Consider the following 21362-nt stretch of genomic DNA (forward strand, 5'->3'; position numbering starts at 1 on the left):
CGGTCATCCTGGCGATGTACGGAGTGGCCCCGGAGAGGGACGCGCGCGTTTTGGCCGACTGGCACGATGGACGACGTGTGGAGATCGGAGACGGGCTGGCTACTCATCGTCCTGGCGACCGTGAGCATGGCGGTGACCGGCGCCGCCGCCCTGCTGCTGGCGCGCGCTCGCCGCCGCTACCGCAAGGTCCTGGAGGACCGGCGCTGGCTGCTGGAGCGCGAGCGGGAGGGTGCCGCCCGCACGGCGGTTGCGGCCGAACGTGCCCGCATCGCACGGGAGTTGCACGACATCGTCAGCCACAAGGTCAGCCTGATGGTCGTACAGGCGACCGCAGCCCGCGAGGTGCTCGCCGCCCTGCCGGACGCGGCCGAGACTGCGTTGCAGGCCGTGGAGGGTGCCGGACGCGATGCGATGAGCGAACTGCGGCACCTGCTGGGCCTGTTGGCACCGTCGCCGGACGGCGACGACGACCGGACCGAGCGCGACGGCGCCCCCTCCGCACTCGCACCCCAGCCGAGCCTGAGTCAACTGGGCATCCTGGTCGACCGGATCGCCTTCGCCGGTCTCCCGGTCGAGGTGCGCATCTCCGGGGAACCGCGCCCGTTGCCGCCCGGCATCGACGTCACCGCCTACCGGATCGTGCAGGAGGCGCTGACCAACGCGCTCAAGTACGGCGACGGCGGCACGGCGACCGTGATGGTGCGCTATGCGGACCACGGTCTACGGGTCGAGGTGCTCAACAGCGGGCCGAGGGTGCTGTCCGCCGGCCCCGCGAGCACGGGAGCCCGATCCGGTGGCCACCAGCGCCGGAACGACGGAGCGGGACACGGCCTGATCGGTCTGCGCGAGCGCGTCGCCGTCTACGGAGGCCACTTCGCCGCCCGACGCCGCGTCGGTGGCGGGTACCGTGTCCGCGCACGCATCCCTCTGGAGCGCCCGTGACCCAGCCCGCCGCAGACCGCGGCACCCCCCACACCTCGAACCGGATCCCGGACAGCCAGGAGCCGGGACCGAACCCGAGCAAGGAAACATTCGCCCCGCGAGTCCTCATCGCCGACGACGAGGAACTCATCCGAACCGGCTTCCGCCTCATCCTTACCTCCCGCGGCATCGAGGTCATCGGCGAGGCCGCAGACGGCGTACAGGCCATCGCAGAAGCCGAACGGCTACGCCCGGACGTCCTCCTGATGGACATCCGAATGCCCAAACTCGACGGCCTGGAAGCCGCCAAGCGCGTCCTGCGACTACTCCCGCGCTGCCGGGTCCTCATGCTCACCACGTTCGACCTCGACCGCTACGTCTACGCGGCGCTCGCCGCCGGGGCGAGCGGATTCCTACTCAAGGACGTCACCGCCGCCCATCTCGCCGCGGCGGTGCGGCTGGTGAACACGGGCGACGCGCTGCTCGCTCCCTCGATCACCCGCCGCCTAGTCGAACGCTACGCGACCACCCACGGGGCCGACCAAGCCGAGGCCGCTCACCGCCCAGTCACTGCGGCGACCGTGGACCGCACACCCCCGCTTCAACGCGACCTCGCTCCGCTAACACCCCGCGAACGCGAGGTGCTGGTCCTCATGGGCCGGGGCCTGTCGAACACCGAACTCGCCGACACCCTCACCCTCAGCGAGGCCACCGTGAAGACCCACGTCGCCCGGATCTTCGCCAAGCTCGCCCTCCGCGACCGCGCCCAAGCCGTCGTCCTCGCCTACGAGACGGGCCTGGTCGCCCCCGGCAGCTCCACCGCCGAATGACACCCCTTCCTCGATGACCTCACGGTCTGCGGTGCTGGAGGTGCGACCGTCGGGCAAGGAAGAGGCCACCCGCGCCGCCCATGAGCACGGTGGCGGACGCAGCCGGGGGGGGACGGAGTGCTGCCGCTACGGACCCTGGTGGTCGAACGGCCCGACACGGCGACGGAGCCCACCGGCTACTGGATGACCAGCCCGCCCGTCACCACTCCTGTCGCCGAACTGGTGCGCTGGGCCAAGCTGCGCTGGCGCATCGAGCACGACTTCCGCGAGCTCAAACACGGCCTGGGCCTGAACCACTTGGAGGGCCGCACCTGCCGCGGCTGGCACCACCAGGTCACCCGCGGCACCGCCGCCCAGGCCTTCCTCACCCTGCGGCGTTACGGCCCAAAGCCCTCACAGCAGCCTGACCCCCTACGAAGTCCTCGACGCGCTGCAAGACCTGCTGCAGTGCTGGACGGCACCTGCACCATCTGCGGCCGCCCCCTCATCAGAACCAGAGCCTGACGCAGCACTACTAGTGTCTGACGCCGTTGATGCCGCCCGCGAAGGCGACCAGCTCGGCCTTGGAGGCGAAGTTGCCCACGCTGGTGTCCAGCGGCTCGTCGGTGTACTGGTGGAACTTCCACTTGGCCTGGATGTTGGGCTTGCCTGCGCTCACGCCGTACTCGGCGATCCAGAGAAAATCACCCGCATTGCCGGTGGTGTCCCGGTGACGCCAGTAGTCCCGGTTGCAGTACAAACCGATCTTGTGGTTGGAACCGCGCAACCGCTTGACCTCGGCGATGAAGGAATCCTTCTCCGCACATGTCGCCGCGGTGCCGTCCGGATTAGTCTCCCAGTCGACGACCAGCAGGTCGTGCTCGATGCTCGCGGTACCCTCCACGAAGTGGGCCGCCTGCTCCTTGATGTGGCCCGGGTGCAGGAAGTGGTAGAAGCCGACGACCAGTCCCGCGGAGCGGGCATGCGCGGCCTGCTCCTTCTGCTTGGGGTTGACGTAGGAACGACCCTCGGTGCCCTTGATGAACGCGAAGCTGGTGCCGGCTGTGGGGAAGCTCGCGTCCTGGAAGACGGAAACGTCGTAGCCCTTGATCGTCACGGTGGTCCTCCGATGCGTCATTACGGAGGGAGCACCATGGGGCAGTCACGCGGACAACGTCACGTCCTGTCTCGAGGGGGGCAGCGGGGCGGCTCGAGGCGTCCACGACGCCGCCGTTCTCGAGCTCAGGCGGGCGCTCGACCGCGAACAAGCTGTGCTCCAGGCGTTCTGCGAGCACGACCGACTCCACAGACTGCTCGTCCACGGCGCTGGGCCCGCCCAGGCCAGTGATCTCCGCAGCCACCACCACATCCTTGCGGTAGCGCTCACGGTGCTGCCGTCCAAATGCCAGGCGTCCGCACGCCAGTCCGGCATGGTGCGGTCCTCCACGATCCCTTCCATGATCTGTCCGGTGCCAGGATCGCGCAACTTGCGGGGGAACTTGGTGACGATGCCGCCGTCCGCGACGCGGCGGATGTTCGCCATCGCTCGCGCTCTCTGCCGAACGAGGTGACCGTCTCCTGGCAGGTCACCGGCCCTTGACAGGTGAGGGCCCCGGTCCGATGGCGCCGCGGGGATGCGCTGGTGGCCGGTACCATCGACCAAGGACCGTCGGCCCTCCTCCACCGCACGCATCTGCTCCCAGTCGACGTCGAGGTGCACGGTCGGCAGCGTCGACCTCAGCAGTCACCGGCAGTGGAACAGCCGCGCCGTTTCTTCCAGGTCGGCCCGCCAAGTCATGCCGAGAACCGCCACCCGGGATCCGCCTCAGCGCGGGCCACCTCTGCGTCGTACTCGTTTGCATCGAAGTCGCCCCCCAGCAGTCGGCCCTCCCTGTGAGGAACCCGCCAGTCCGACCACTGGACGACATTCCCCATTCGCTGCACAACCACGGAGAGGAAGCCGCAGCACCCCCCGGTGCACTCCGGCTCGCCCAACTGCACACGGCGCGGCTCAGACGTCGCCCGCAGCGGGCTGGGGAGCCCGATGGGCAATGCTTCCGCTGCCAGAGGCCCACGGCCCCCAGGGCCCACCGTCTGCTCGACCACGTCCTCGCCGTTGACCCAGAAGCGCAGACTGGCAGGGAAACGTGGCCCCGGCAGCAGCACCGCAATCTCCAACCGATCGAACATCAGGCCACCCTATGGCCGCCTACCGAACACCCGGACATTGATCCAAGAGAAACGGTCAAGCCGACGCCGGGGATCACGCCTGAGCAGTGCCCCAGTCGAGAACCGGGGCGCTGCTGACTTCACCAGGTCGAGGTGCCGGGCAGGTGCGCGGCTGGGCGTCCGCGACCGCTGGCCTGGCTCAGTCCCATTGGATGTCGGCGAGGCTGTCGAGGGGGGCTCGGTCGGCCGCTGCTTCGGGGACGCTTAGGGTGTCGCCCTTGTGGAGGGCCGCTGGATATCGCAGGTGGGTGCGGGATTTCGAATTCGCTGAGGGTGACCTGAACCGCCCGACACCCGTGATCAGAATTCCCGCGATGGATCGAGGCTGGAGGCGGACGGGTTCGGGGCCGGGACGCCCCCGAACCCTACGAGCCAACTTCCCGAGAGAAAGCCTCTGTTCCTCACCTGTCCGATACCGTGCTCTTCGCCACTTGCCCGGATCTTCCGGGCTGAAGAACGCGACACGGTGCACTGCCCGACCGCGACGCCCCGCAGGGACGCCGCCCCCGCGTAAGGCGACACACCTCGGTGGGACACGGTCTTTGCCGCGACTCCGGAGGTCGCTCAGGCACGTTGGGCACGCGAGGGCGACGGAAGAGATACGCGAGAAAGGGGCCACGCCCCTGACACATCGTTAGGACTGCCGGCGATGTGTGGCGACACGTTGGGTGATTGCTCGGGGTGTGGACGTTGGGTGTGGCGGGTTAGGTGCGAGCACGAGCGAGTGTGAACGGCCCGGCCCCCGATCAGTACGGACCGGGGGCCGCCTCATGCCCGGCGCCGGGGCCACGGTGCGGTGCGCCCCGGCAGCTCGGGGCGTCTGTGCGGGAACCGTGGCCGGGCGGGGTCGCGTCCCTTACCGGGACCGTGGAAGGGACGCGCATGAGCATCAACGCACCCCACCCGTCGGTACGACGACCGCCGCGGCCGTACACGCCGCTGTGGAGACGGCTGCGTGAGGACGAATGGCCGCCGCTGGGTGAGGTGTTGCGGGGGCGGCGGGAGCAGGTGCCCGCCGGGATGGTGTGGGTGCTGTTCCTCCCGTGCCTGTGGTGGCTGACCGTGCCGCTGTTGGTCGGCTACCAACTGGCCCGTACAGCACGCCGTGTGGCGCGTTGGGTCTTCCCAGTGCGCCCGGAAGGACACGTCGAGGATCCCGAGGTGCTCCGGGTGCAGCGGGTGCGGACCTGGGTGGCCCTCGCCATGTCGGCGGCGCTGGTGGCCGTGTTCGGTGGATGGCAGGACGTGGCGGAGGTACCGGAGCAGGTCCTGCAACGGCTGTTGTTCGCGCCCTGGTTGGCGCTGTTGAGTGCGGCGGTGGTGGTGACGCTGCTCTTCTGGGCGGCCAGGCCCGGGACGCGGCGGGCCATGCGGACGCAGCTGTGGCCGGCCGGCCGGTCGGCCCTGTGGTACTTCGGTGCCTGGACGCTGGTGCCGCTGCTGTTCACGGCGGCGGGCGCGGGTATGAGTCTGCTGCCCAGCAGCGCCAACCTGCTCCTCTGGGTGTCCGTGATGTTCGTGTGCTGGGCGCCGTTCTGGTGGGTGATCTTCTTCCTGTGCTTCGCCTCCGGTCCGGCGCTGCGCCACGCCTTCAACCTGTGCGCCCTGCATGCGGCGCTGCCCGCGCTGGTCACCTCCGTCCTGGTCTGGGTGTTCGCCTTCCTCGGCCTGTCGGCGGGCGGTCTCCCGCCGGGCCCGGTGCCGCTCGCGGTCTGTGCGTTCCTCGGTGGCCCGGTGTCGGTGACGGCGGTGGCCTGGTGGGAGATTCACCGGTTGCGGCGGCGGCACGGGCTGCGGTGGCGGGCTTAGCGCCGCGGAGCTGCACGTTCCGTCCGGCCGGAGACAGGGAGAAGGGCCGCCCCGGGGCCCGATCGCACCAGGGCGGCCCTTCTGCCGTGTCCGGCGGATTAATGCCTGCGGAAGGCGAGCCGGTGATGGGGGACGTCCTGGTCACCGGTGGCGTGCGGCAGCGGCCTCGGCCAGGTCCGCGGCGAGCACTAGGTCCTCCCGGGCCCACTCCTTGACCGACCGTTGTACTCGGCGCGAGTGCACTGCACAGCCTGGTGCAGTCGTTCAGCCGGTACTTCGAAGACGTTCTGGTGCTCGGCTTTGCCGTACTCCCGCAGCCCGTACACCGGAGGGTGCCATGCCCCGTCCACCCTCGTTCCGCGCTTCAGCGTCGGCTGGACGAAGAACGGACTTGGCTTGGCGCGCCCCTGGTAGCAACTCGCCCACCACTACGCCCCGCTCACCGCAGTCACCGAAGAGGACCGCTGATCGTGAACCGTGTCGACGACCTGCTCGGTCCCGGCTTCGGTCGCGTAGCCAAAGCCCGCCAGGACTTCGAGGAAGCGGTGGCGACCGTCGTGGGGGCCGCCCAGGGCGCACAGGACTCCGGGCCCATGGGCACCACCGAGCTGCCCGCGGCCGTCTCGAATCGTGCCGGGGGCACACAAGCGGGAACCGAGGTGACACGTTGTCCGAGCGGCGTCAGCCCGTGGACTGGTTCGGGGAACCGGGTTTGGGCAGCAGTCGAGCGCTGAAACGGTCCGAGCTCGGCCAACGCACATCGTGGACCCAGCGAAGCTTCTCGAACACCCAGATGAGGCGTGCTGCCGGATCGAGCTGGCCCGGCAGCACGCCGTGGCGCGCGGCTGTGGGGTCGGCGTGATGAGAGTTGTGCCAGCTCTCACCGAAGGACAGCACTGCGAGCGGCCAGAAGTTGGTGGCCTTGTCCCGGCCGGCGAAGGGGCGCCTGCCTGCGACGTGGCAGATCGAGTTCACCGACCAGGTGACATGGTGCAGCAGCGCCATCCGTATCAGGCCGGCCCAGAAGAACCCGGTCAGCGCACCGGTCCAGGTACCGGTGACGAACCCGCCGACAAGCGCCGGGGACAGGAGCGAGACCGCGGTCAGGGGTCCGAAGAGTTGACCGATGAGCCGCAGATCGGGATCGGCGGCGATGTCGGGCGCGAACCTGGCCCGGTTGCTCAGTTCGCGCTTCAGCATCCACCCGATGTGCGCGTGGAGGAGTCCCTTGAGCAGTGCGCGTGTGTCGGTCCCGTAACGCCAGGGCGAGTGCGGGTCACCCTCGCGGTCGGCGAAGGCATGGTGGCGCCGGTGGTTCGCCACCCACTGGACCGGCGATCCCTCGACCCCCAGCGAGCCCGCGACGGCCAAAGCGATGCGCAGGCCCCGCCGTGCCTTGAACGAGCGGTGTGTGAAGAGACGGTGGTAGCCAACCGTGAGGCCGAAGCCTGACACGAGGTAGGCGACCACGGCCATGCCGATGTCCAGCGCGGACAATCCCCATCCCCATGCCAAGGGCACCGCGACGATCAGGCAGATCATCGGGCCCACGACAAAGGTCCACATCGCGGCCGCCGCCGCGGCCGTCTGGGGGGCGTCGAGCAGCGGCTTGACTCCGGCCTCGGTATCGGCTGCATGTTCGCTGACGGTCTGTTCGGTACGGTCGACGTCGCTCGGCTTCATCGGTTCCTCGCCCTCGCTCAAGCCTTTCCGGAGCCGGTGCCGGACCGACCTGGCTCACACTCCCGTACGTTTTCAGGCACGCTCCGCGGTCCGGGCCTCACGATCGCACCGGGCGGCATCCGCGCAGGTCGTCACGAATGTCCAGGGCATGAACGTCGCGGGACTGACTCGCCGTCCCTAGCCGCCATGGTGCCCCGTCGCACGCTCGAGGTTCTCCCCCGCCAGGACGCGCGCCTCCGCACCGCGAGGCGCAAGGCGCATCAGGGGTGGCAGCGCAGCGAAACTGGCCGGGGACACCAGGTCATGCTCCAGGTGCCCAGGGGCGAGCACGCCTTGCAGCTCAGTCGTGATGGCAGCTCCGAGCGACCTGTTGGACAGGGCCTAGTCGAGGCCGTTCATCTGCGTTCATGCGCAGCCGGTCGTCTGAGCGGCTACCGCTTTCCGCTTGTCTGAACGGCCGTGAACGGCGTCCTGAGGAGCTGCAACAGTGTATGAGGAGGTCAGCCGGCGCCGCTGGAACCGAGCTTGTCAGTGGAGCCTCGTACGGTCCTCACATGGGTATCACCTCGGCCTGGTCCATCAGCGCCCACGACGACGACTTCATCAACGCCTTGGCTCCGCGACTGCTCCCGCTGATCGCCGCGGAGCGGGACGAGCCGTGCGTACGAGAACGCTGGGACCGCTGGCGCCGGGAGCCTCGTGACCGACGAGCGGCGGGCCTTCCGGGAGAGGTTGCGGATCGAGGCGGGCGGCCGAGCGGTTCCGGCAGGGGGCTGAGAATACGGTCATCGGTCATGACGTGCGGGTCAGCGTCCGGTCGGTGCAACGCTGGCGCAAGGCGTGGTCCCAGGGCGGGCCGAGAGCTCTGGTCTCGAAGGGGGGCCGGCGTCGCTGCCGTTGCTGAGCGACGAACTCTTCACCGTGCTGGAGCATGAGTTGTTCAAGGCCCGGTGGCGCACGGCTGGCCGGACCAGACCTGGTCCCTGCCGCAGAGCAAGACCCTGATCGGGTGCCGCTTCCACAAGAGCTACACCGTCCAAGGCGTCGCGACTCTGTTGAAGCGGCATGGCTGGAGCTGTCAGCTCCCCGCCCGCCGGTCATGGAGCGGGACGAGGCGGCGGTGGCCGGCTGGGGGAAGGAGATCTGGCTCCAGGTGGAAGGACCCTGGCGGCACTCGTCCACGGCCGGAGCGCGGCCTCGGCGACCAGGCGGTTGGTTTCCGCAGTTCCACCGGCGGCTGCTCAGCACTCCATAGGGCCACCTCCACGGCAACCTGCGGGGGTGGCCGCAGACAGCCGACACGCCCCGAGGGTCAGCCGTTGAGGTTCTGCATCAGCTCGGGGGCGTAGCGGTCGCCGGAGACGATGCCGCGCGGTGCGACGGCTTCGATGGCGGCCAAGTCCTCATCGGTGATCGTCACCGTGGTGGCGGCGACGTTCTCCTCCAGGTAGCGGCGGCGCTTGGTGCCAGGGATGGCGACCGCGCCCTGGTGCAGCACCCATGCGAGAGCCAGCTGGGATGGCGAGACCTGCTTGGCCGCTGCGATGCGTCGAACCTCGTCGACCACTGCCAGGTTGCTGGCGAAGTTCTCGCCTTGGAAGCGCGGGTCGGTGCGGCGAAAGTCGTCGGCGGCGAAGTCGTCCGGGGTGGTGATCGCAGCGGACAGGAACCCGCGTCCGAGCGGCGAGTAGGCGACCAGGCCGATTCCGAGCTCGTTCAGGGTGGCCATGACCCCGTCGTCCTCGATGCCGCGTTCGAAGAGCGAGTACTCGGTCTGGACGGCCGTGATCGGGTGGACGGAGTGGGCACGGCGAATGGTCTGCGGGGCGACCTCGGACAGGCCGATGTAGCGGACCTTGCCGGCGGCCACCATGTCGCCCATAACGCCGACGGTCTCCTCGATCGGGACCTGCGGGTCGACCCGGTGCAGGTAGTAGAGGTCGACGTGGCTGGTATCGAGGTGGCGCAGCGAGCGGTCCAGGGAACGACGGATGTACTCGGGGCGCCCGTTGTGGCCGACGAGCGTGCCGTCGTCGGTGAACTCGATGCCGGTCTTGGTGGCGACGACGGCCTGCTCGCGACGGCCGGCGAGGGCCTTGCCGAGGAGCTGCTCGTTGATGAACGGGCCGTAGCTCTCGGCGGTGTCCAGCAGGGTCACGCCCAGCTCCAGGGCGCGGTCGATGGTGGCGAGGGACTCGGCCTCGTCGGTGGTGCCGTAGAAGGCGCTCATGCCCATGCAGCCGAGCCCTTCGGCGGAGACGGTCAGGCCCTGGCTGCCGAGGGTGCGGAGTTCCATGGTGATCTTCCTTGCTGTTGCGGGTCATCCCGCGGTGTGTGACTGGTTGGTTGTGCGTCGGATGGGCTTCGGCCCTCGGTCTGGACCGGGTGCGGTCGGGCGACGGTCGCGGTCGGGCGGGGCGCGGCGGCGGTGTGGCGCGGGCGGACGGGATGCTGTGCGGCTGCCGCGCCCGGCGTCGGCGGTGCACCCACCGGGACGCGGCGCGGTCAGCGCACCCAGGTACCGGTGAGGGTCTGGACGGCGGAGCCGTCGAGGTCGGCGAGGGTGGCTGCGACGAAGTCTCGGGCCCACTGCGAGGTCTGGATACGGAAGGGCGGGCGGGCGACGGTCAGGGCGTCGACGATCGGAGCGGCTGCCTCGGCCGGGGACTGGGCGTTGCCGAACGACTGCCGGGTGCGGGTGAGGTAGGCCTCAAGCGCCGGCGCGTAGGGCCCGGCGGCGGCGAGCAGCGTCGGGACGTCCAGGCCGAGGTTGGCGACGAACTCGCTCGCTACCGCGCCCGGCTCGACCACGGTGACATCGACGCCGACGGTGGCGGCGACCGGCGCGAGGGACTGCATGAAGCCCTCGACGGCGAACTTGGCCGCGCAGTACGCCTCGTTGAAGGGCTGGCCGACGACGCCGCCGACGCTACTGACGGTGATTACCCGGCCCTTCGACGCACGCAGGTGCGGCAGGGCGGCCCGGGTCACGGCCACCACGCCGAAGAAGTTCACCTCCATGGCCGCGCGGACGTCGTCGACGCTGCTCTGCTCGATGGTGCCGACCTGGGCGGCGCCGGCGTTGTTGACCAGCGCGTCCAGGCGGCCGTGCTCGGCGACGACCTCGTCCAGGCAGGCGGTGATGCCGGCGGAGTCGGTCACATCCAGGCGCTTGACCTGGATCCGGTCCTCGACGCCGGCCTCGGCGGCGGCCTTGAGCAGGGCCTCGGCCTTGCCGACGTCGCGCATGGTGGCGATCGTCGCCCAACCCGCCCGGGCGGCGCCGATGGCGGCGGCCAGGCCAATGCCGGAGGACGTACCGGTGATCAGAACTGTCTTCGGGGAGGTCATGAGGGTCTTCCTTGCCTGGGCAGCACAACGGGCCGACACCCGTAACCGGGGAGTTCCCCAGTTATCTGCAACGGTAATCGGGGAACTCCCCGGTTGTCCAGCTAGACTGGTCCCCTGACGAAGGGAGCAGCCTTGACCACCAAGCCGAGCGTGTTGCGCGCCGATGCCCGCCGCAACCGGGAGCGCATCCTCGAAGCGGCCGTGCGCGCCTTCTCCGAGAAGGGCCCGGACGTCGCGATCGACACGATCGCCAAAGCCGCCGGCGTCGGCTCGGCCACGCTCTACCGCCACTTCCCCACGCGCGAGGCGCTGGTCGAGGCGGCCTACCGCAACGAGCTGGCCCGTGTCTGCGACAGCGCCGCGAAGCTGCTCGCCGACAATGCGCCGGACCGGGCGATCCGGCTGTGGATGGACGACTTCATCGACTACCTGGCTGCCAAGCAGGGCATGGCGGACGCGCTGCGGGCCGCGGTCGCATCCGGTGCGGACCCCTTCGCCGAGACCCTCGAGAAGCTCGGCACCGCGCTCGGGACCCTGCTGCACGCCGGCGCCGACGCCGGTCTCCTGCGCCCGGACGTCGACCCCTTCGATGTCGGCTTCAGCCTGGCCGGCGTCGCGCTGATCACCAGCGCTCCCGACCAACGCGAACGGGCCGGCCGCCTCCTCGACCTGCTCCTCGACGGCCTCCGGTACGGAGCGGACAGACCGGCGTCCAGCTCGTGACCCGGCTCCGGCCTCGCCCCCCTCAAAACGGCGCATCACGTTCCTGGCCAAGGCGGAGTACTTCACCGCGCCGGGCCTCAAGTACTGGCTGACCGCGCTCGTTCTCCGCGGCGCCGGGCAGATTTCGATCGACAGGTCGGGCAGGACCGCGGGGCGGGCAGCGATCCGATAGGGGCTGGGGGTACTGGCAGAGAGCGAGTTGCTCGCGATCTATCCGGAGGGCACGCGTTCCCCGGACGGCCGACTGTACAAGGGCAAGGTCGGGGTGGCGGTCATGGCACTGGCTACGCAGGTTCCGGTGATCCCGTGCACAGTGGTGGGGACCTTCGAGATCCCGCCCCCGGCACGTGTCCTGCCCAGGATCCGGCCGGCCACGATCCGTTTCGGGGAACCGCTGGACCTCTCGCGCTTTGCGGGGTGGCGGATCACAAGACGGTGCTGCGGGCCGTCACCGATCAGATCCCGTACGCGCGACCGTCACGGTCTCGTCGGTCGCCGGTCCGCGACGGCCGTGATGCTCGCGTGCGCCGTGTGCGGTGGAATGGCGTGAGGGACGAGAGTGTCTCGGCCGGAGCCGACCCCGCCGGGTATGCAGAGGCCAGGCCCGGGGGTGAGGTGTCCTGGCTCGGTCGCGTCACACGCATCTGCTGGTGCCCGCGGATCCGCAGGCCGGAAGGAAGCCCGACATGGACGAAACCCTCTCCGCCGATGTGCTCGTCGTCGGTGCGGGACCGTTCGGGCTCTCAGCGGCCGCCCTCGCCCGCGATTACGGCATTGACGCGCAGGTGGTCGGGCAGTCGATGGGTTTTTGGCATGAGCACATGCCCGACGGGATGCTGCTGCGCTCAGGGGTCGACTGGCATCTGGACGCCGCGGGAGTGCACACGCTTCAGGCCTATCTGGAAGAGCAGGGGCTGACCGGTGACGAGGTCCTCCCGGTCCCCGTGGGTCTGTTTCGTGAGTACGGGGAGTGGTTCCGCCGCGTCAAGCAGGTGCCGGTCCGGTCCGGACTGGTGCGAGACATCGCACGGCGGAAGACGGGGTTTGAAGCGGAACTCGCCGATGGCGGGCGGCTGCGTGCCGAGGTCGTGGTCGCCGCTCCTGGTGTCTGCTATTTCCGGCAGTTGCCTCCGTGGGCGGCCGGTGTGCCGGCACGTCGGGCAGCCCATAGCTGTGACCTGGTTCGTTTCGACGACCTGGCGGGCCGACGTGTGCTGATCGTGGGGGGTCGGCAGAGCGCGTACGAGTGGGCGGCCTTGCTGGCCGAGCACGATGCCGAACACGTCGACATCGTCCACCGCCATCCCGTTCCGCGCTTCGAGCCGGTGAGCTGGGCGTTCTTCGACGACTACATCGACAGCACCCTGCAGGTCACCGGGTGGTGGCGTCGGCTGACGGCCATGGAACGGGAGGCGGTCGTCATGCGGTGCTGGCGGGCCGGACGGGCGACTCTGGAACCATGGCTGCCTGCCCGGCTGGACCCCGCGGTGGTGCACCTGTGGCCGGACACCGATGTCGTCCAGGCCGACGGCGGCGCGACCGGTGACTCCGTACAGGTCACGCTGTCCAATTCCGAAACCCTGACAGCTGATCAGGTGGTGTTCGCCACCGGGTACGCACCCGATCTGGCACGTGTCCCTTACCTGACCGGTCTCCTGGAGCAGATCGCCACCCGCAACGGGTTTCCGGTATTGGACGAGAACTTCCAGACCTCCGTTCCCGGCCTCTATCTCACCGGATTCGCAGCCACCCAGGACTTTGGCCCGTTTCTGGGCTTCGTCAAAGCCGCGCCGGCCGCGGCGACCATCCTCCTGCGGCACTTGCAGGCCCGCTGGGCTTGACGAGAAGACCCGACCCGCTCAAGAGCGCTCCCCCGGTGCCCCCTGCCGACGGTACCCACGCACCGCCCACGGTTCGGCGGCGTGGCCGGGCGACGCAGAGTGCCGCAGGGCAGAAATGGCCGTTGGAGGTGGTGTCCAACCTGCCACTGACAGGCGCGGCCGCGCCCCCTCCTTTTTCCGATCCGCGCAGGTGCGCGCCGGGCGATTGCCCCGTCGGCCTCGCCCTACGCACCCCCGGGGGGCAGGCCGCACCTTCTCCCTGGACTGGCAGCCGGCACGTGTCGGCGTATCCGCTGGGCATGCCAAGCCCGCATCTGCGGTGTCCGCGTACTTTCCCTGCCAGCGCCCCGATCACCTCTCCAGCAGCCGAACTCCATGACGTCGGCCGCCCTCGGTGCTATTCGGGCCAGTGGGGTGGGCGTTTGCCGAGGAAGGAGGCGATGCCTTCACGGGCTGCCGGGGTCTGGGAGGAGTCGGCCATGACCTGGCAAGCAATGTCGTAGGCGTCCGCTTCAGGGCGGTCCAGTTGCTCATACAGGGTGCGCTTGCCCAGCGCCTTGCTGGCCGGGCTGCCGCGGGTGGCGCGGGTGAGGAGTTCCTCGACCGCTGTGTCCAGCTCGTTGTCGGGTACGACTTGGTTGATCAGGCCCCAGTCCAGGGCGGTGCGGGCGTCGATCACGTCACCGGTCAGGGCCATCTCCATCAGCCGTTTGCGTCCGATGGAGCGGGCCACTGGCACGGCAGGGGTGTGGCAGAACCAGCCCCCCTTGCCACCGGGAAGGGCGAACCCGGCACGGTCACCCGCCACGGCCAGATCGCAGGACGCCACCAGCTGACACCCGGCGGCCGTGGCCAGCCCCTGCACCCGGGCCACCACCACCTGGGGGACGGACTCGACCAGCCGCATCACGTCGGTGCACAGCTCCAGCAGCTCGCGGGCGCCCTGAACGTCGAGGGCCAGCACGTCGGCGAAGTCGTGCCCGGAACTGAAAACCGGTCCCCTGGCCGCCAGCACGATCCCCGTGGCCCGGGAGCCGGCCACCTCTGTCAGGGATTTCTGCAGCTCTCGCAGCATCTCCCTGCTCAGGGCGTTCCTGCGCTGGGGATGATTCATGGTGACCCAGGTGAAATCGCCCCGAGTGGACACGATCACCCACTCACATGTGGCCATGATCTCAGCCTACGCCTGGCCCACGTTCCGAGTCCGTGTGCCGAACTTCGAACACGGCTCCCCCTGGGTTGTGGAACGCCACGTTGTTCCCTGGAACATCAGGGTCCTCCGCATGGGAAAGCCGATGCTGCTCCAGCGCGACCAGGGGACGCCACTCGTCTGGGGGCCGCCCGGCAGCAAGCCACCAGTGACCTGATCCTCAGGCTGGGTACAGGGGCGTGTCGCGTGCGCGGTTGAGCTGGGCCATCAGCTCGCGGTTGGCGGCGCGGGCGGCGGCAAGGTCGTGGTCACGGTCTGGAGCTACCCTGCGTCCGGGGAAGAACGCCGCACACGTCGCACTCCTACAGCTCTGCCGCGCCGGTGGCCCCGGCTCCTCGACGGCCACACCCGCAGCCGGGCCGCGGCCGTTCACGCCGCGGGTGTCGGCTCGTCACCGACCCTGTGCTGGGCCTATGGCCGGCGAGACCGCCCGAACGATCGTTTGGTGACTGCCGGGCAATGGCCGATGTCAGGCGCGGCGTGGGGCGGGTCGGGCGCAGCGGACACAGGTGGTCGCCGCCGGACGGATCTCCAGGCGTTCGGGCGGAATCGTCCCGCCGCAGCCTTCGCACTGCCCGTACTGTCCCTGTTCAAGTCGTTCCAGTGCCCGGTCCAGTTCTTCCAGGTGCTCGCGTGTCTGCGTCATCAGGGCGGCGACGTGGGCCCGCTCGAAGGCGGTGGTGCCCCCTTCGGGGTCGTGCTCGTCATCTACCGCGACCAGGGCGTTCGACGCGACGATCCCGTCGAAGTCGCGGCTCAGCGCGGCCGCCCGAGCGAGGGTGTCGGCGCGGTCCGCGGCGAGGCGTGCGCGGGCGGTCGAGAAGGTGGCCGGGCCGGGCTCGTCATGGCTGTACCGGGGTGCATCGCCCATGCTGGGAGAACACTGATTCACGGTTCCCGATTCCCGCTGACCAGCCGTACCGCGCCGCCGCGCAGGTGCGGTACCTGCGACGGCAGGAAGCTGGAGGGCGGGCCGCGTACATGGCCGGCGGCTGGACACGACGGCGCCGGCTGGCGGCCCTTCCGTACACGCCCGACAGGGGCGACTGCGTCGGCGCAGGCGGGTTCGGCGCCCGGCAGGAGGGGGTGGGCGAAGGTGCAGTCGGCGGTCTTGCAGCCGATGACCTTGCAGCGGATGTTGGTGTCCGGGCCGGGGAAGCCGGAGGACACCAGGTCCAGGTACTACCCGTGCATCACCTCTGTTCGCATCACGTCCGTACGCTGCAAAGCGACCGCCAGCCTGCCTGGGGGCAGGCGCGTGGTGTGCAACAACTCCGCCGACCAGGCCAGCGCCACGTCACCGGCCAGCAGCGCGCCCGAGGCGCCGAGCCGTTCGGCCGAAGCGCCCGGACGGTCACTCCGGTGACGGACCGCCAGGAAGTGTGGAGGCCCGCCCCGGCCTCGGCGCGTGGCCGAATGGACCATCAGATCGTCGTGGATCAGCGCGAAGGTGTGGAACAGCTCCAGCGAGGCCGCCAGTCGCGCCACCAGCCGGCGGGCCGCTCTTGAACGCCCCGACGTATTCAAGGTTTCGAGGCGGTCGTATCCGCTCCAAACGCATTGGGTGGAGGGTCCGCCGGTGCCGCCCTCAGGCGGCGCCGCAGGTCAAGAGAGCCTTGCGAGTTGCTGACCTAGACGTGCTGGAAGGTGGTGACGTGACGCGCCACTGGCCGACGAGCTGTCAGAAATCGTACGGCTTCTTGGTGTTCCAGTTCAGCACATCGGCCTCGTTCCAGCTGAACTGCGGCTTGTGGCCCTTGGTGTCGACCGAGTAGAAGGGGCCGTGGTGACCGTCCGCGCCGCGCAGCGCGATGGCGAACGACTGCGCCGTGTGGTTCTTCGAGCCGTAGTCGAAGAGGTTCACCGCGCTGTATGCCTTGTCTCCGGGCCGGAGCGTGATGTGCTTGTCGCCGCCCGGGGTGTCCTTCTTCGAGTGCGGCAGTGCGGCGCCATCGACGTCCTCGCCGAGCTTCACGGCCGGGTACGAGGTGACCCAGCATGGCGTGGTGCTCTCGTTCGACGCGGTGACCAGCAGGTGGTCGCCCGGCTGACCGGCGAACCGGTGCACCGCGGTGACCAGCAGCTCGTCTCCGCGGCACTGCTGGGCGCCGGCCGTTGTGCTCTTGCTCGCGATCTCGTCCGTCCCGCCCGAGGCGGTCGCCGAGCGTGCCCCCTCCTTGGTGTCACCGCCACTGGTGGCCTGCTCCGCGCTGCCCTTACCGTCCCCGTTGGACGCGGACCGGCTCTGCGCGGTACCGGCGGCGTGGCCTGCGCCCGCCGCCTTCGAGCCGTCGTCGGCTCCGCCGCAGGCGGTCAGGCCCAGCGCCAGCGCGGCGGTGACGGCGGCCAGGGCGGCACAACGGGCGGTACGGCGGACACGATGCATGGTCATGATAAAAGCTCCCCCATGGTCTGTCAGAACGCGGCACCTCCCCCTGCTCCCGCAGGACGGCCGACCGCATCCACTGTTTCGCTGCACCCCATGAGATGACGCCCGGGCGGGCGTTGTTCCCCCCGATCTGTCCGCATTCGGTAACAAGGCAACTGGGCGCAGGCACACCGGTGTTCACGCCGTGCCCGTCAGCGGTGCAGCGCCTCCGGCTGCTGCGGCACAGGGAAGGCCACCAGGCGCGCCCACCCGCCCGCGGAACGGTTCGCCGGCCTCCACCGCGAAGGTTCTGTTCGATCCGAAGTGCGGCTTCCCCGAGGCGGTCGCGGATCCACTGCGCGGCAAGAGGTCGGTTCCAGGCATCGATGTCCACGGCCGCGCTATGCCCGTCGGCGTCCGGCACCTGATTGCGGTCCTGATCGATGCGCAGCCCGATGGCGAGCTCAGCCTTCGGCTGAAGCTCCTGTAAGCGTTCGCCGCGGCACCGTGCCCGGCTCCAAGGACGACAACCCCTACGGGTAAACCTCAACCACCGGGGCCGCGCCCGTACCGGCCCTGGCACCCCGACCGCACAGAGGAGAGTCCCGGGCCCCCGGTATAACGCAACGCGACGACCGCGACCAGCCGATCAACGTGGACATCGACGGCCAGGATCTCGGCGCCGTCGTGAACAGCGGCGCTGCGTACTTCGCACCGATTCTCGCCCCGGCCGCGCCCGTCACCCAGTTCACCGGAGTCGCCGATGGATGGACGGGGGCGACGGGCGCCGAGGAGACGGCCGTGCACGTGGCGCCGGACGAGACCGAACTGCTCTGAAGGTGCTGTACGGCGGTACGCCGTGGGCCGCGTGGAACTCGCTGCGCGGCCCCCGTTCGTCTCCCCACCCATCAGCCGGTTGCTCCGCCGACCGGTGGACACACAGCAGCAGCCTGCGGGACTGGAATGAGTCACGCAAGTCCGTCCATCCAGAAGCGAGAACAGCGAGGTTTCCTCATGCTCAACGTCCGACGTCACATAGCCCGTATCGCCGGCGTTTCCTGCGTCGCCGCACTGGCCGCCGGAACAATCGGCGTGGCCAGCGCCGAGGCGGCGCCGATGGCGAAGGCCCCAACGGCTGCGCCCGTGACCATCGAGCACTACCAGTCCTATCCGCACTACCAGAACGACTGGTGGTACTGGCAGTGGTGGCAGTGGTGGCACCACCACTGCCCGCCCTACTGGCACCAGGGCCAGGACAACTGGCCGTACGGTCCCTGGCAGTACGGCAACGGCTACAACCACAACCACAACAACTGGTCGAGCGGCGGCTCGTGGGGCTCTGGCAACGGGAACACCCAGGGCGGAACGCAGGGTGGCGGGAACGGGAACACCCAAGGCGGAACGCAAGGTGGCGGGAACGGGAACACCCAAGGCGGAACGCAAGGTGGCGACGGCAATACCCAGGGCGGTACACAGGGTTGATGGTCGAGGGAGGAGCCGGCACCGCGCACGGGTAGCCTGTGCGCGGTGCCGTCCTGTCCGAGCTCGCCCGACGGCGCGGCTCGGGGCGCTCGCTCGCAGAGGACACAGGGGGACAATGGGGCCATGGCTCGCACACCGCCGATGTGAGCGCCGCCGCCCGGCCGTCCGGTGCCGAGGAAGGCATGGCGGCCGCGGAAGCCGCGCTCGCCACTCGCAACCACGGCCTCCCGCTGAAGAGGCACTGCGGTACGACGTCACGCCGACCGGACTTCACTACCTCCCGACGCGCTACGACATCCCCTGGGTGCCCAAGCCGGCGCCTGGCACCTCACCGTCGACGGCCGGGTATACCACCCGCTCGACCTCAGCCTCTGCGACCTGCTCTCGTTCCGACAAGTCGCCACACGTGTGACGCTGGAGTGCGCGGGCAACGACCGGGCCCCGGCCACGCCTGCCCGGTCACCGGACCCTCGCCGGCGGCAACGGTCGGCCGCCGCCGAGTGCACCGGCGTGCCGCTGCGGCTGCTGCTCGCCGAGGCGGGCGCCGGCCCGGGAGCCGGAGCCTTGGTCATGCACACGTCGGCCTCTCCGATCACCTCCGCCGGCAAAGCGTACGCGTTCCGGGATGCCCGTCGATGGACACGGAGTTGTACGAGAGCGCCACGCCGGGAGCGTCACCGCCGACCGTCGACGGCACCGAGATCGGATACGAGTAGGCGAAGGCGCCGGTGCTTGTCGGGGTCGCGGGGCCTGGCACACACATCTGCCGCCTCGTCGTCGGTTGCCAACTCCCCCACGCTCGGCTCCGCTCGCGCGGGGCACCCCCATCGCGTCGGCGCCCTCCTCCGACCTGCAGTTGCACGCACCAGACCCCGCTCGGGTCGGACAGAAGGCGCCGCCGCTCAGAGCCGGCCAGATCCGAAAGAAGGGCCCTAAGAAGTCCTACTGACCTTTCCGTTGGGTTGTCGGGGGTGACATCGCTTGATCCCTGCGGTAGTTCGTGGCCATGAGGTACGCCCAGGGCGGTGGTCTCACTCCGCAAGGCCAGGCCGTGCGTGAGCGGGTGCGCATGCTCGACGCCGACGGCTTCGCGCGGGGCGAGAAGAACGTGGTGATAGCCCAAAGGCTCCGGGTCAGTGCGCGGTCAGTGGAACGGTGGCGACGGTCCTGGCGGGAGGGCGGAAGAAGGGCACTTTGCACGTCGGGCCCGGCGAAGCGGCCGAAGATCGACGACGATGCCTTCGCCGTGCTCGAGCCACTCCTGCTGGAGGGTGCGATGACTCAGGGCTGGGCGGATGAACGGTGGACGCTGACGCGGGTGCAACTGCTGATCGCCGACGAACTGAGAGTGTCGCTCTCGATCCGCGGTGTGTGGGAACTGCTGCGGCGGCACGGCTGGACGTGTCAGCAGCCCGCGCGGCGAGCGGTCGAACGTGACGATACGGCGGTGGCCGGCTGGGTGAAGGAGACCTGGCCCCACGCAAAGCCACCGCTGCGGCGCTCGGGGCATGGCTGGTCTTCGAGGACGAAGCCGCGGTCTCGATGACGTCGCACCGCTCGCGCACCTGGGCACCGAAAGGCACCACACCAGTGGTGCGGTTCAACGGCGCCTCACGCGGCCGTATCACGATGGCCGCGCTGGCCTGTTTCAAGTCCGGCGAACGCAGCCGGCTGATCTACCGACCTCGTATTCAGGGCCACCTCCGAGGTGATCACCGGGGCTTCACCTGGCAGGACTACCGCGACCTTCTCGTCCGGGCTCACCTCCAACTCGGCGGCCCTGTCGTGGTCGTCTGGGACAATCTGAATGTCCATCGCTGCAGCCGATTACGTCAGTACGCGGCCGAGCACGACTGGCTCACCATCATCCAACTGCCCACCTATGCACCTGACCTCAATCCGGTCGAGGGCATCTGGTCGTTACTGCGGCGCACCGCTACAGCCAACATGGTTTTCACCGACCGCGAGCACCTCGTCAGAGCCGTCCGCAGCGGCCTGCGCCGCATCCAGCGAAGGCCCGACCTCATCGACGGATGCCTCACCGAGACTGGCCTTTCGATCACCCCGACAACCCAACGGAAAGGTCAGTAGGACCTCTAAGTGATCTGAGTCAGAGATTCTCCGGCAGTAAGCGGCGACCTTGTCGAGGATCTCGTTGGCGGTCGGTGTCCAGACGAAGGGCCAGGGGTTGTCGTTCCAGTCGGCGCCCCATGCCCGGATGTCGCGTTCAAGGGCATGGACGGAGCGGTGGACGGCACGGCGGAGTTTCCTCTGCGTGAGTTCGCCGAACCACCGTTCCACCAGGTTCAGCCACGATGAGCCGGTCGCTGTGAAGTGCAGGTGAAAGCGGGGATGTGCCGGCAGCCGCTTCTTGATGACGGATGGTAAGTGGCGCAACCGCCGACACCTCGGCGAGACAGGCGCGTTCCCCGGTGCGCTTGGCCTGGGTGATGCGAAGCCAGGACAACTGAGCAGACTTCACATGCGGCAGCCCGGCCGCGTGCGCTTCCTTCCGGTCGGATTCCGCCGCGGCGGCTGGTCACCTCGGAGGTGGAGGTCGATACACGACCTGGTCGAAGGGCGGATCTGCGTGGCGAGGTGTGCCGTGGGAACGGCTGTGTCTTGGCCGGGGGTGCCGCCGGCTCGGTGCGTTCGGCGGGAGTGGGGTCCCTCGGTCGGACGGGGCCGTTCCCCCAGCAGACCCACCGACCGGACGACAGCCCACCAAAGGATATGGCGGGAGATTGGGAGCCAAGAAGAGGTCTACCAACGAAAGCATCCAAAAGCGCCAGAGGAGGCAATCATGTCAGCTCACCTTGGTGTCATGGCCCTAGAGGAGCTGACCGGCACCGCCCGCGTGAAGCGCGGTATGGCCGAGCAGCTCAAGGGCGGCGTGATCATGGACGTCGTCACGCCGGAGCAGGCGAAGATCGCCG

The 21362-nt window shown here is 69.4% G+C and carries 20 protein-coding genes and 4 pseudogenes; 14 read left to right on the forward strand and 10 right to left on the reverse strand.

The genetic code is table 11. The annotated features are described in order from the left end of the window. Positions 1 to 66 precede the first annotated feature (66 nt). The 3 genes and pseudogenes from AC07CM_RS39950 to AC07CM_RS39960 form a co-directional block, all read left to right on the forward strand. The gene (locus AC07CM_RS39950) at positions 67 to 942 is read left to right on the forward strand and encodes a sensor histidine kinase (protein ID WP_478881438.1); all 876 of its coding nucleotides are present in this window, start codon (positions 67 to 69) and stop codon (positions 940 to 942) included. 44 nt (positions 943 to 986) lie between these two features. After that, positions 987 to 1751 carry a response regulator gene (locus tag AC07CM_RS39955; RefSeq protein ID WP_478881459.1) on the forward strand — a complete coding sequence of 255 codons (765 nt, stop codon included), beginning with the start codon at positions 987 to 989 and terminating at the stop codon, positions 1749 to 1751. A gap of 10 nt (positions 1752 to 1761) precedes the next feature. After that, positions 1762 to 2255, forward strand: a pseudogene (locus tag AC07CM_RS39960) (transposase); the annotation flags it as partial. Positions 2256 to 2265: 10 nt separating this feature from the next. Here AC07CM_RS39960 and AC07CM_RS39965 read toward each other — a convergent pair. Further along, positions 2266 to 2868, reverse strand: coding sequence for a glycoside hydrolase family 25 protein (locus tag AC07CM_RS39965; protein WP_478881439.1), 603 nt, complete (start codon positions 2866 to 2868; stop codon positions 2266 to 2268). Positions 2869 to 4841: 1973 nt separating this feature from the next. Between AC07CM_RS39965 and AC07CM_RS39970 the strand changes: the two genes are divergently transcribed. Further along, positions 4842 to 5768 carry a hypothetical protein gene (locus tag AC07CM_RS39970; protein WP_478881440.1) on the forward strand — a complete coding sequence of 309 codons (927 nt, stop codon included), beginning with the start codon at positions 4842 to 4844 and terminating at the stop codon, positions 5766 to 5768. 681 nt (positions 5769 to 6449) lie between these two features. On the opposite strand, the gene AC07CM_RS39975 is transcribed toward AC07CM_RS39970, so the two are convergent. Further along, entirely contained in the window at positions 6450 to 7451 is a 1002-nt protein-coding gene (locus AC07CM_RS39975) for an acyl-CoA desaturase (RefSeq protein WP_478881441.1), read from the reverse strand. Positions 7452 to 8250: 799 nt separating this feature from the next. On the opposite strand from AC07CM_RS39975, the gene AC07CM_RS39980 reads away from it, so the two are divergent. Next, positions 8251 to 8355 carry a helix-turn-helix domain-containing protein gene (locus AC07CM_RS39980; RefSeq protein ID WP_478881442.1) on the forward strand — a complete coding sequence of 35 codons (105 nt, stop codon included), beginning with the start codon at positions 8251 to 8253 and terminating at the stop codon, positions 8353 to 8355. A gap of 46 nt (positions 8356 to 8401) precedes the next feature. Then, complete coding sequence (locus AC07CM_RS39985) at positions 8402 to 8800, forward strand: helix-turn-helix domain-containing protein (protein WP_478881443.1); 399 nt, start codon at positions 8402 to 8404, stop codon at positions 8798 to 8800. Here the strand turns inward: AC07CM_RS39985 and AC07CM_RS39990 are convergent. Continuing rightward, on the reverse strand, positions 8764 to 9747 hold the full coding sequence (locus AC07CM_RS39990) for an aldo/keto reductase (RefSeq protein WP_478881444.1): 984 nt from the start codon (positions 9745 to 9747) through the stop codon (positions 8764 to 8766). The two genes, AC07CM_RS39985 and AC07CM_RS39990, sit on opposite strands and share 37 nt — an antisense overlap. 209 nt (positions 9748 to 9956) lie before the next feature. Next, on the reverse strand, positions 9957 to 10841 hold the full coding sequence (locus AC07CM_RS39995) for an SDR family NAD(P)-dependent oxidoreductase (RefSeq protein WP_478881445.1): 885 nt from the start codon (positions 10839 to 10841) through the stop codon (positions 9957 to 9959). 93 nt (positions 10842 to 10934) lie between these two features. Here AC07CM_RS39995 and AC07CM_RS40000 point away from each other — a divergent pair, with 93 nt between their 5' ends. The 3 genes and pseudogenes from AC07CM_RS40000 to AC07CM_RS40010 all read left to right on the forward strand — a co-directional run bounded on the left by AC07CM_RS40000 (position 10935) and on the right by AC07CM_RS40010 (position 13366). Then, on the forward strand, positions 10935 to 11525 hold the full coding sequence (locus tag AC07CM_RS40000) for a TetR/AcrR family transcriptional regulator (RefSeq protein WP_478881446.1): 591 nt from the start codon (positions 10935 to 10937) through the stop codon (positions 11523 to 11525). A 25-nt stretch (positions 11526 to 11550) separates the two neighbouring features. Next, positions 11551 to 11996 (forward strand): annotated as a pseudogene (locus AC07CM_RS40005) (lysophospholipid acyltransferase family protein); the annotation flags it as partial. A gap of 215 nt (positions 11997 to 12211) precedes the next feature. After that, positions 12212 to 13366, forward strand: coding sequence for an NAD(P)-binding domain-containing protein (locus AC07CM_RS40010; RefSeq protein WP_478881447.1), 1155 nt, complete (start codon positions 12212 to 12214; stop codon positions 13364 to 13366). 397 nt (positions 13367 to 13763) lie between these two features. Here AC07CM_RS40010 and AC07CM_RS40015 read toward each other — a convergent pair whose 3' ends face one another. The 5 genes from AC07CM_RS40015 to AC07CM_RS40035 form a co-directional block, all read right to left on the reverse strand. After that, entirely contained in the window at positions 13764 to 14537 is a 774-nt protein-coding gene (locus AC07CM_RS40015) for an enoyl-CoA hydratase-related protein (protein WP_478881448.1), read from the reverse strand. Between the two features lie 508 nt (positions 14538 to 15045). Next, positions 15046 to 15447 carry a TraR/DksA family transcriptional regulator gene (locus AC07CM_RS40020; RefSeq protein WP_478881449.1) on the reverse strand — a complete coding sequence of 134 codons (402 nt, stop codon included), beginning with the start codon at positions 15445 to 15447 and terminating at the stop codon, positions 15046 to 15048. Positions 15448 to 15464: 17 nt separating this feature from the next. Next, on the reverse strand, positions 15465 to 15746 hold the full coding sequence (locus AC07CM_RS40025; RefSeq protein WP_478881450.1) for a hypothetical protein: 282 nt from the start codon (positions 15744 to 15746) through the stop codon (positions 15465 to 15467). Positions 15747 to 15758: 12 nt separating this feature from the next. Continuing rightward, complete coding sequence (locus AC07CM_RS40030; protein WP_478881451.1) at positions 15759 to 16103, reverse strand: polyprenyl synthetase family protein; 345 nt, start codon at positions 16101 to 16103, stop codon at positions 15759 to 15761. A gap of 154 nt (positions 16104 to 16257) precedes the next feature. After that, the gene (locus AC07CM_RS40035) at positions 16258 to 16968 is read right to left on the reverse strand and encodes a DUF4232 domain-containing protein (protein ID WP_478881452.1); all 711 of its coding nucleotides are present in this window, start codon (positions 16966 to 16968) and stop codon (positions 16258 to 16260) included. A gap of 630 nt (positions 16969 to 17598) precedes the next feature. Here AC07CM_RS40035 and AC07CM_RS40040 point away from each other — a divergent pair. The 4 genes from AC07CM_RS40040 (at position 17599) to AC07CM_RS40055 (ending at position 20517) form a co-directional block, all read left to right on the forward strand. Then, complete coding sequence (locus AC07CM_RS40040; protein ID WP_478881453.1) at positions 17599 to 17781, forward strand: hypothetical protein; 183 nt, start codon at positions 17599 to 17601, stop codon at positions 17779 to 17781. Positions 17782 to 17958: 177 nt separating this feature from the next. After that, on the forward strand, positions 17959 to 18426 hold the full coding sequence (locus tag AC07CM_RS40045) for a hypothetical protein (protein ID WP_478881454.1): 468 nt from the start codon (positions 17959 to 17961) through the stop codon (positions 18424 to 18426). A 300-nt stretch (positions 18427 to 18726) separates the two neighbouring features. After that, positions 18727 to 19362, forward strand: a complete 636-nt coding sequence (locus tag AC07CM_RS40050; protein WP_478881460.1) for a molybdopterin-dependent oxidoreductase — start codon at positions 18727 to 18729, stop codon at positions 19360 to 19362. Positions 19363 to 19432: 70 nt separating this feature from the next. Continuing rightward, positions 19433 to 20517, forward strand: a protein-coding gene (locus AC07CM_RS40055) for an IS630 family transposase (protein ID WP_478881455.1) whose coding sequence is annotated in 2 segments (ribosomal slippage) — positions 19433 to 19876 and positions 19879 to 20517 — 1083 coding nt in all. Because the reading frame shifts where the segments join, the coding sequence is not laid out codon by codon here. 9 nt (positions 20518 to 20526) lie between these two features. On the opposite strand, the pseudogene AC07CM_RS40060 reads toward AC07CM_RS40055, so the two are convergent. Then, a pseudogene (locus AC07CM_RS40060) lies at positions 20527 to 20790 on the reverse strand (IS630 family transposase); the annotation flags it as partial. Positions 20791 to 21229: 439 nt separating this feature from the next. Between AC07CM_RS40060 and AC07CM_RS40065 the strand changes: the two are divergent. Then, a pseudogene (locus AC07CM_RS40065) lies at positions 21230 to 21362 on the forward strand (pyridoxal 5'-phosphate synthase lyase subunit PdxS); the annotation flags it as partial.

This window comes from Streptomyces sp. NPDC044061 (assembly GCF_056434305.1).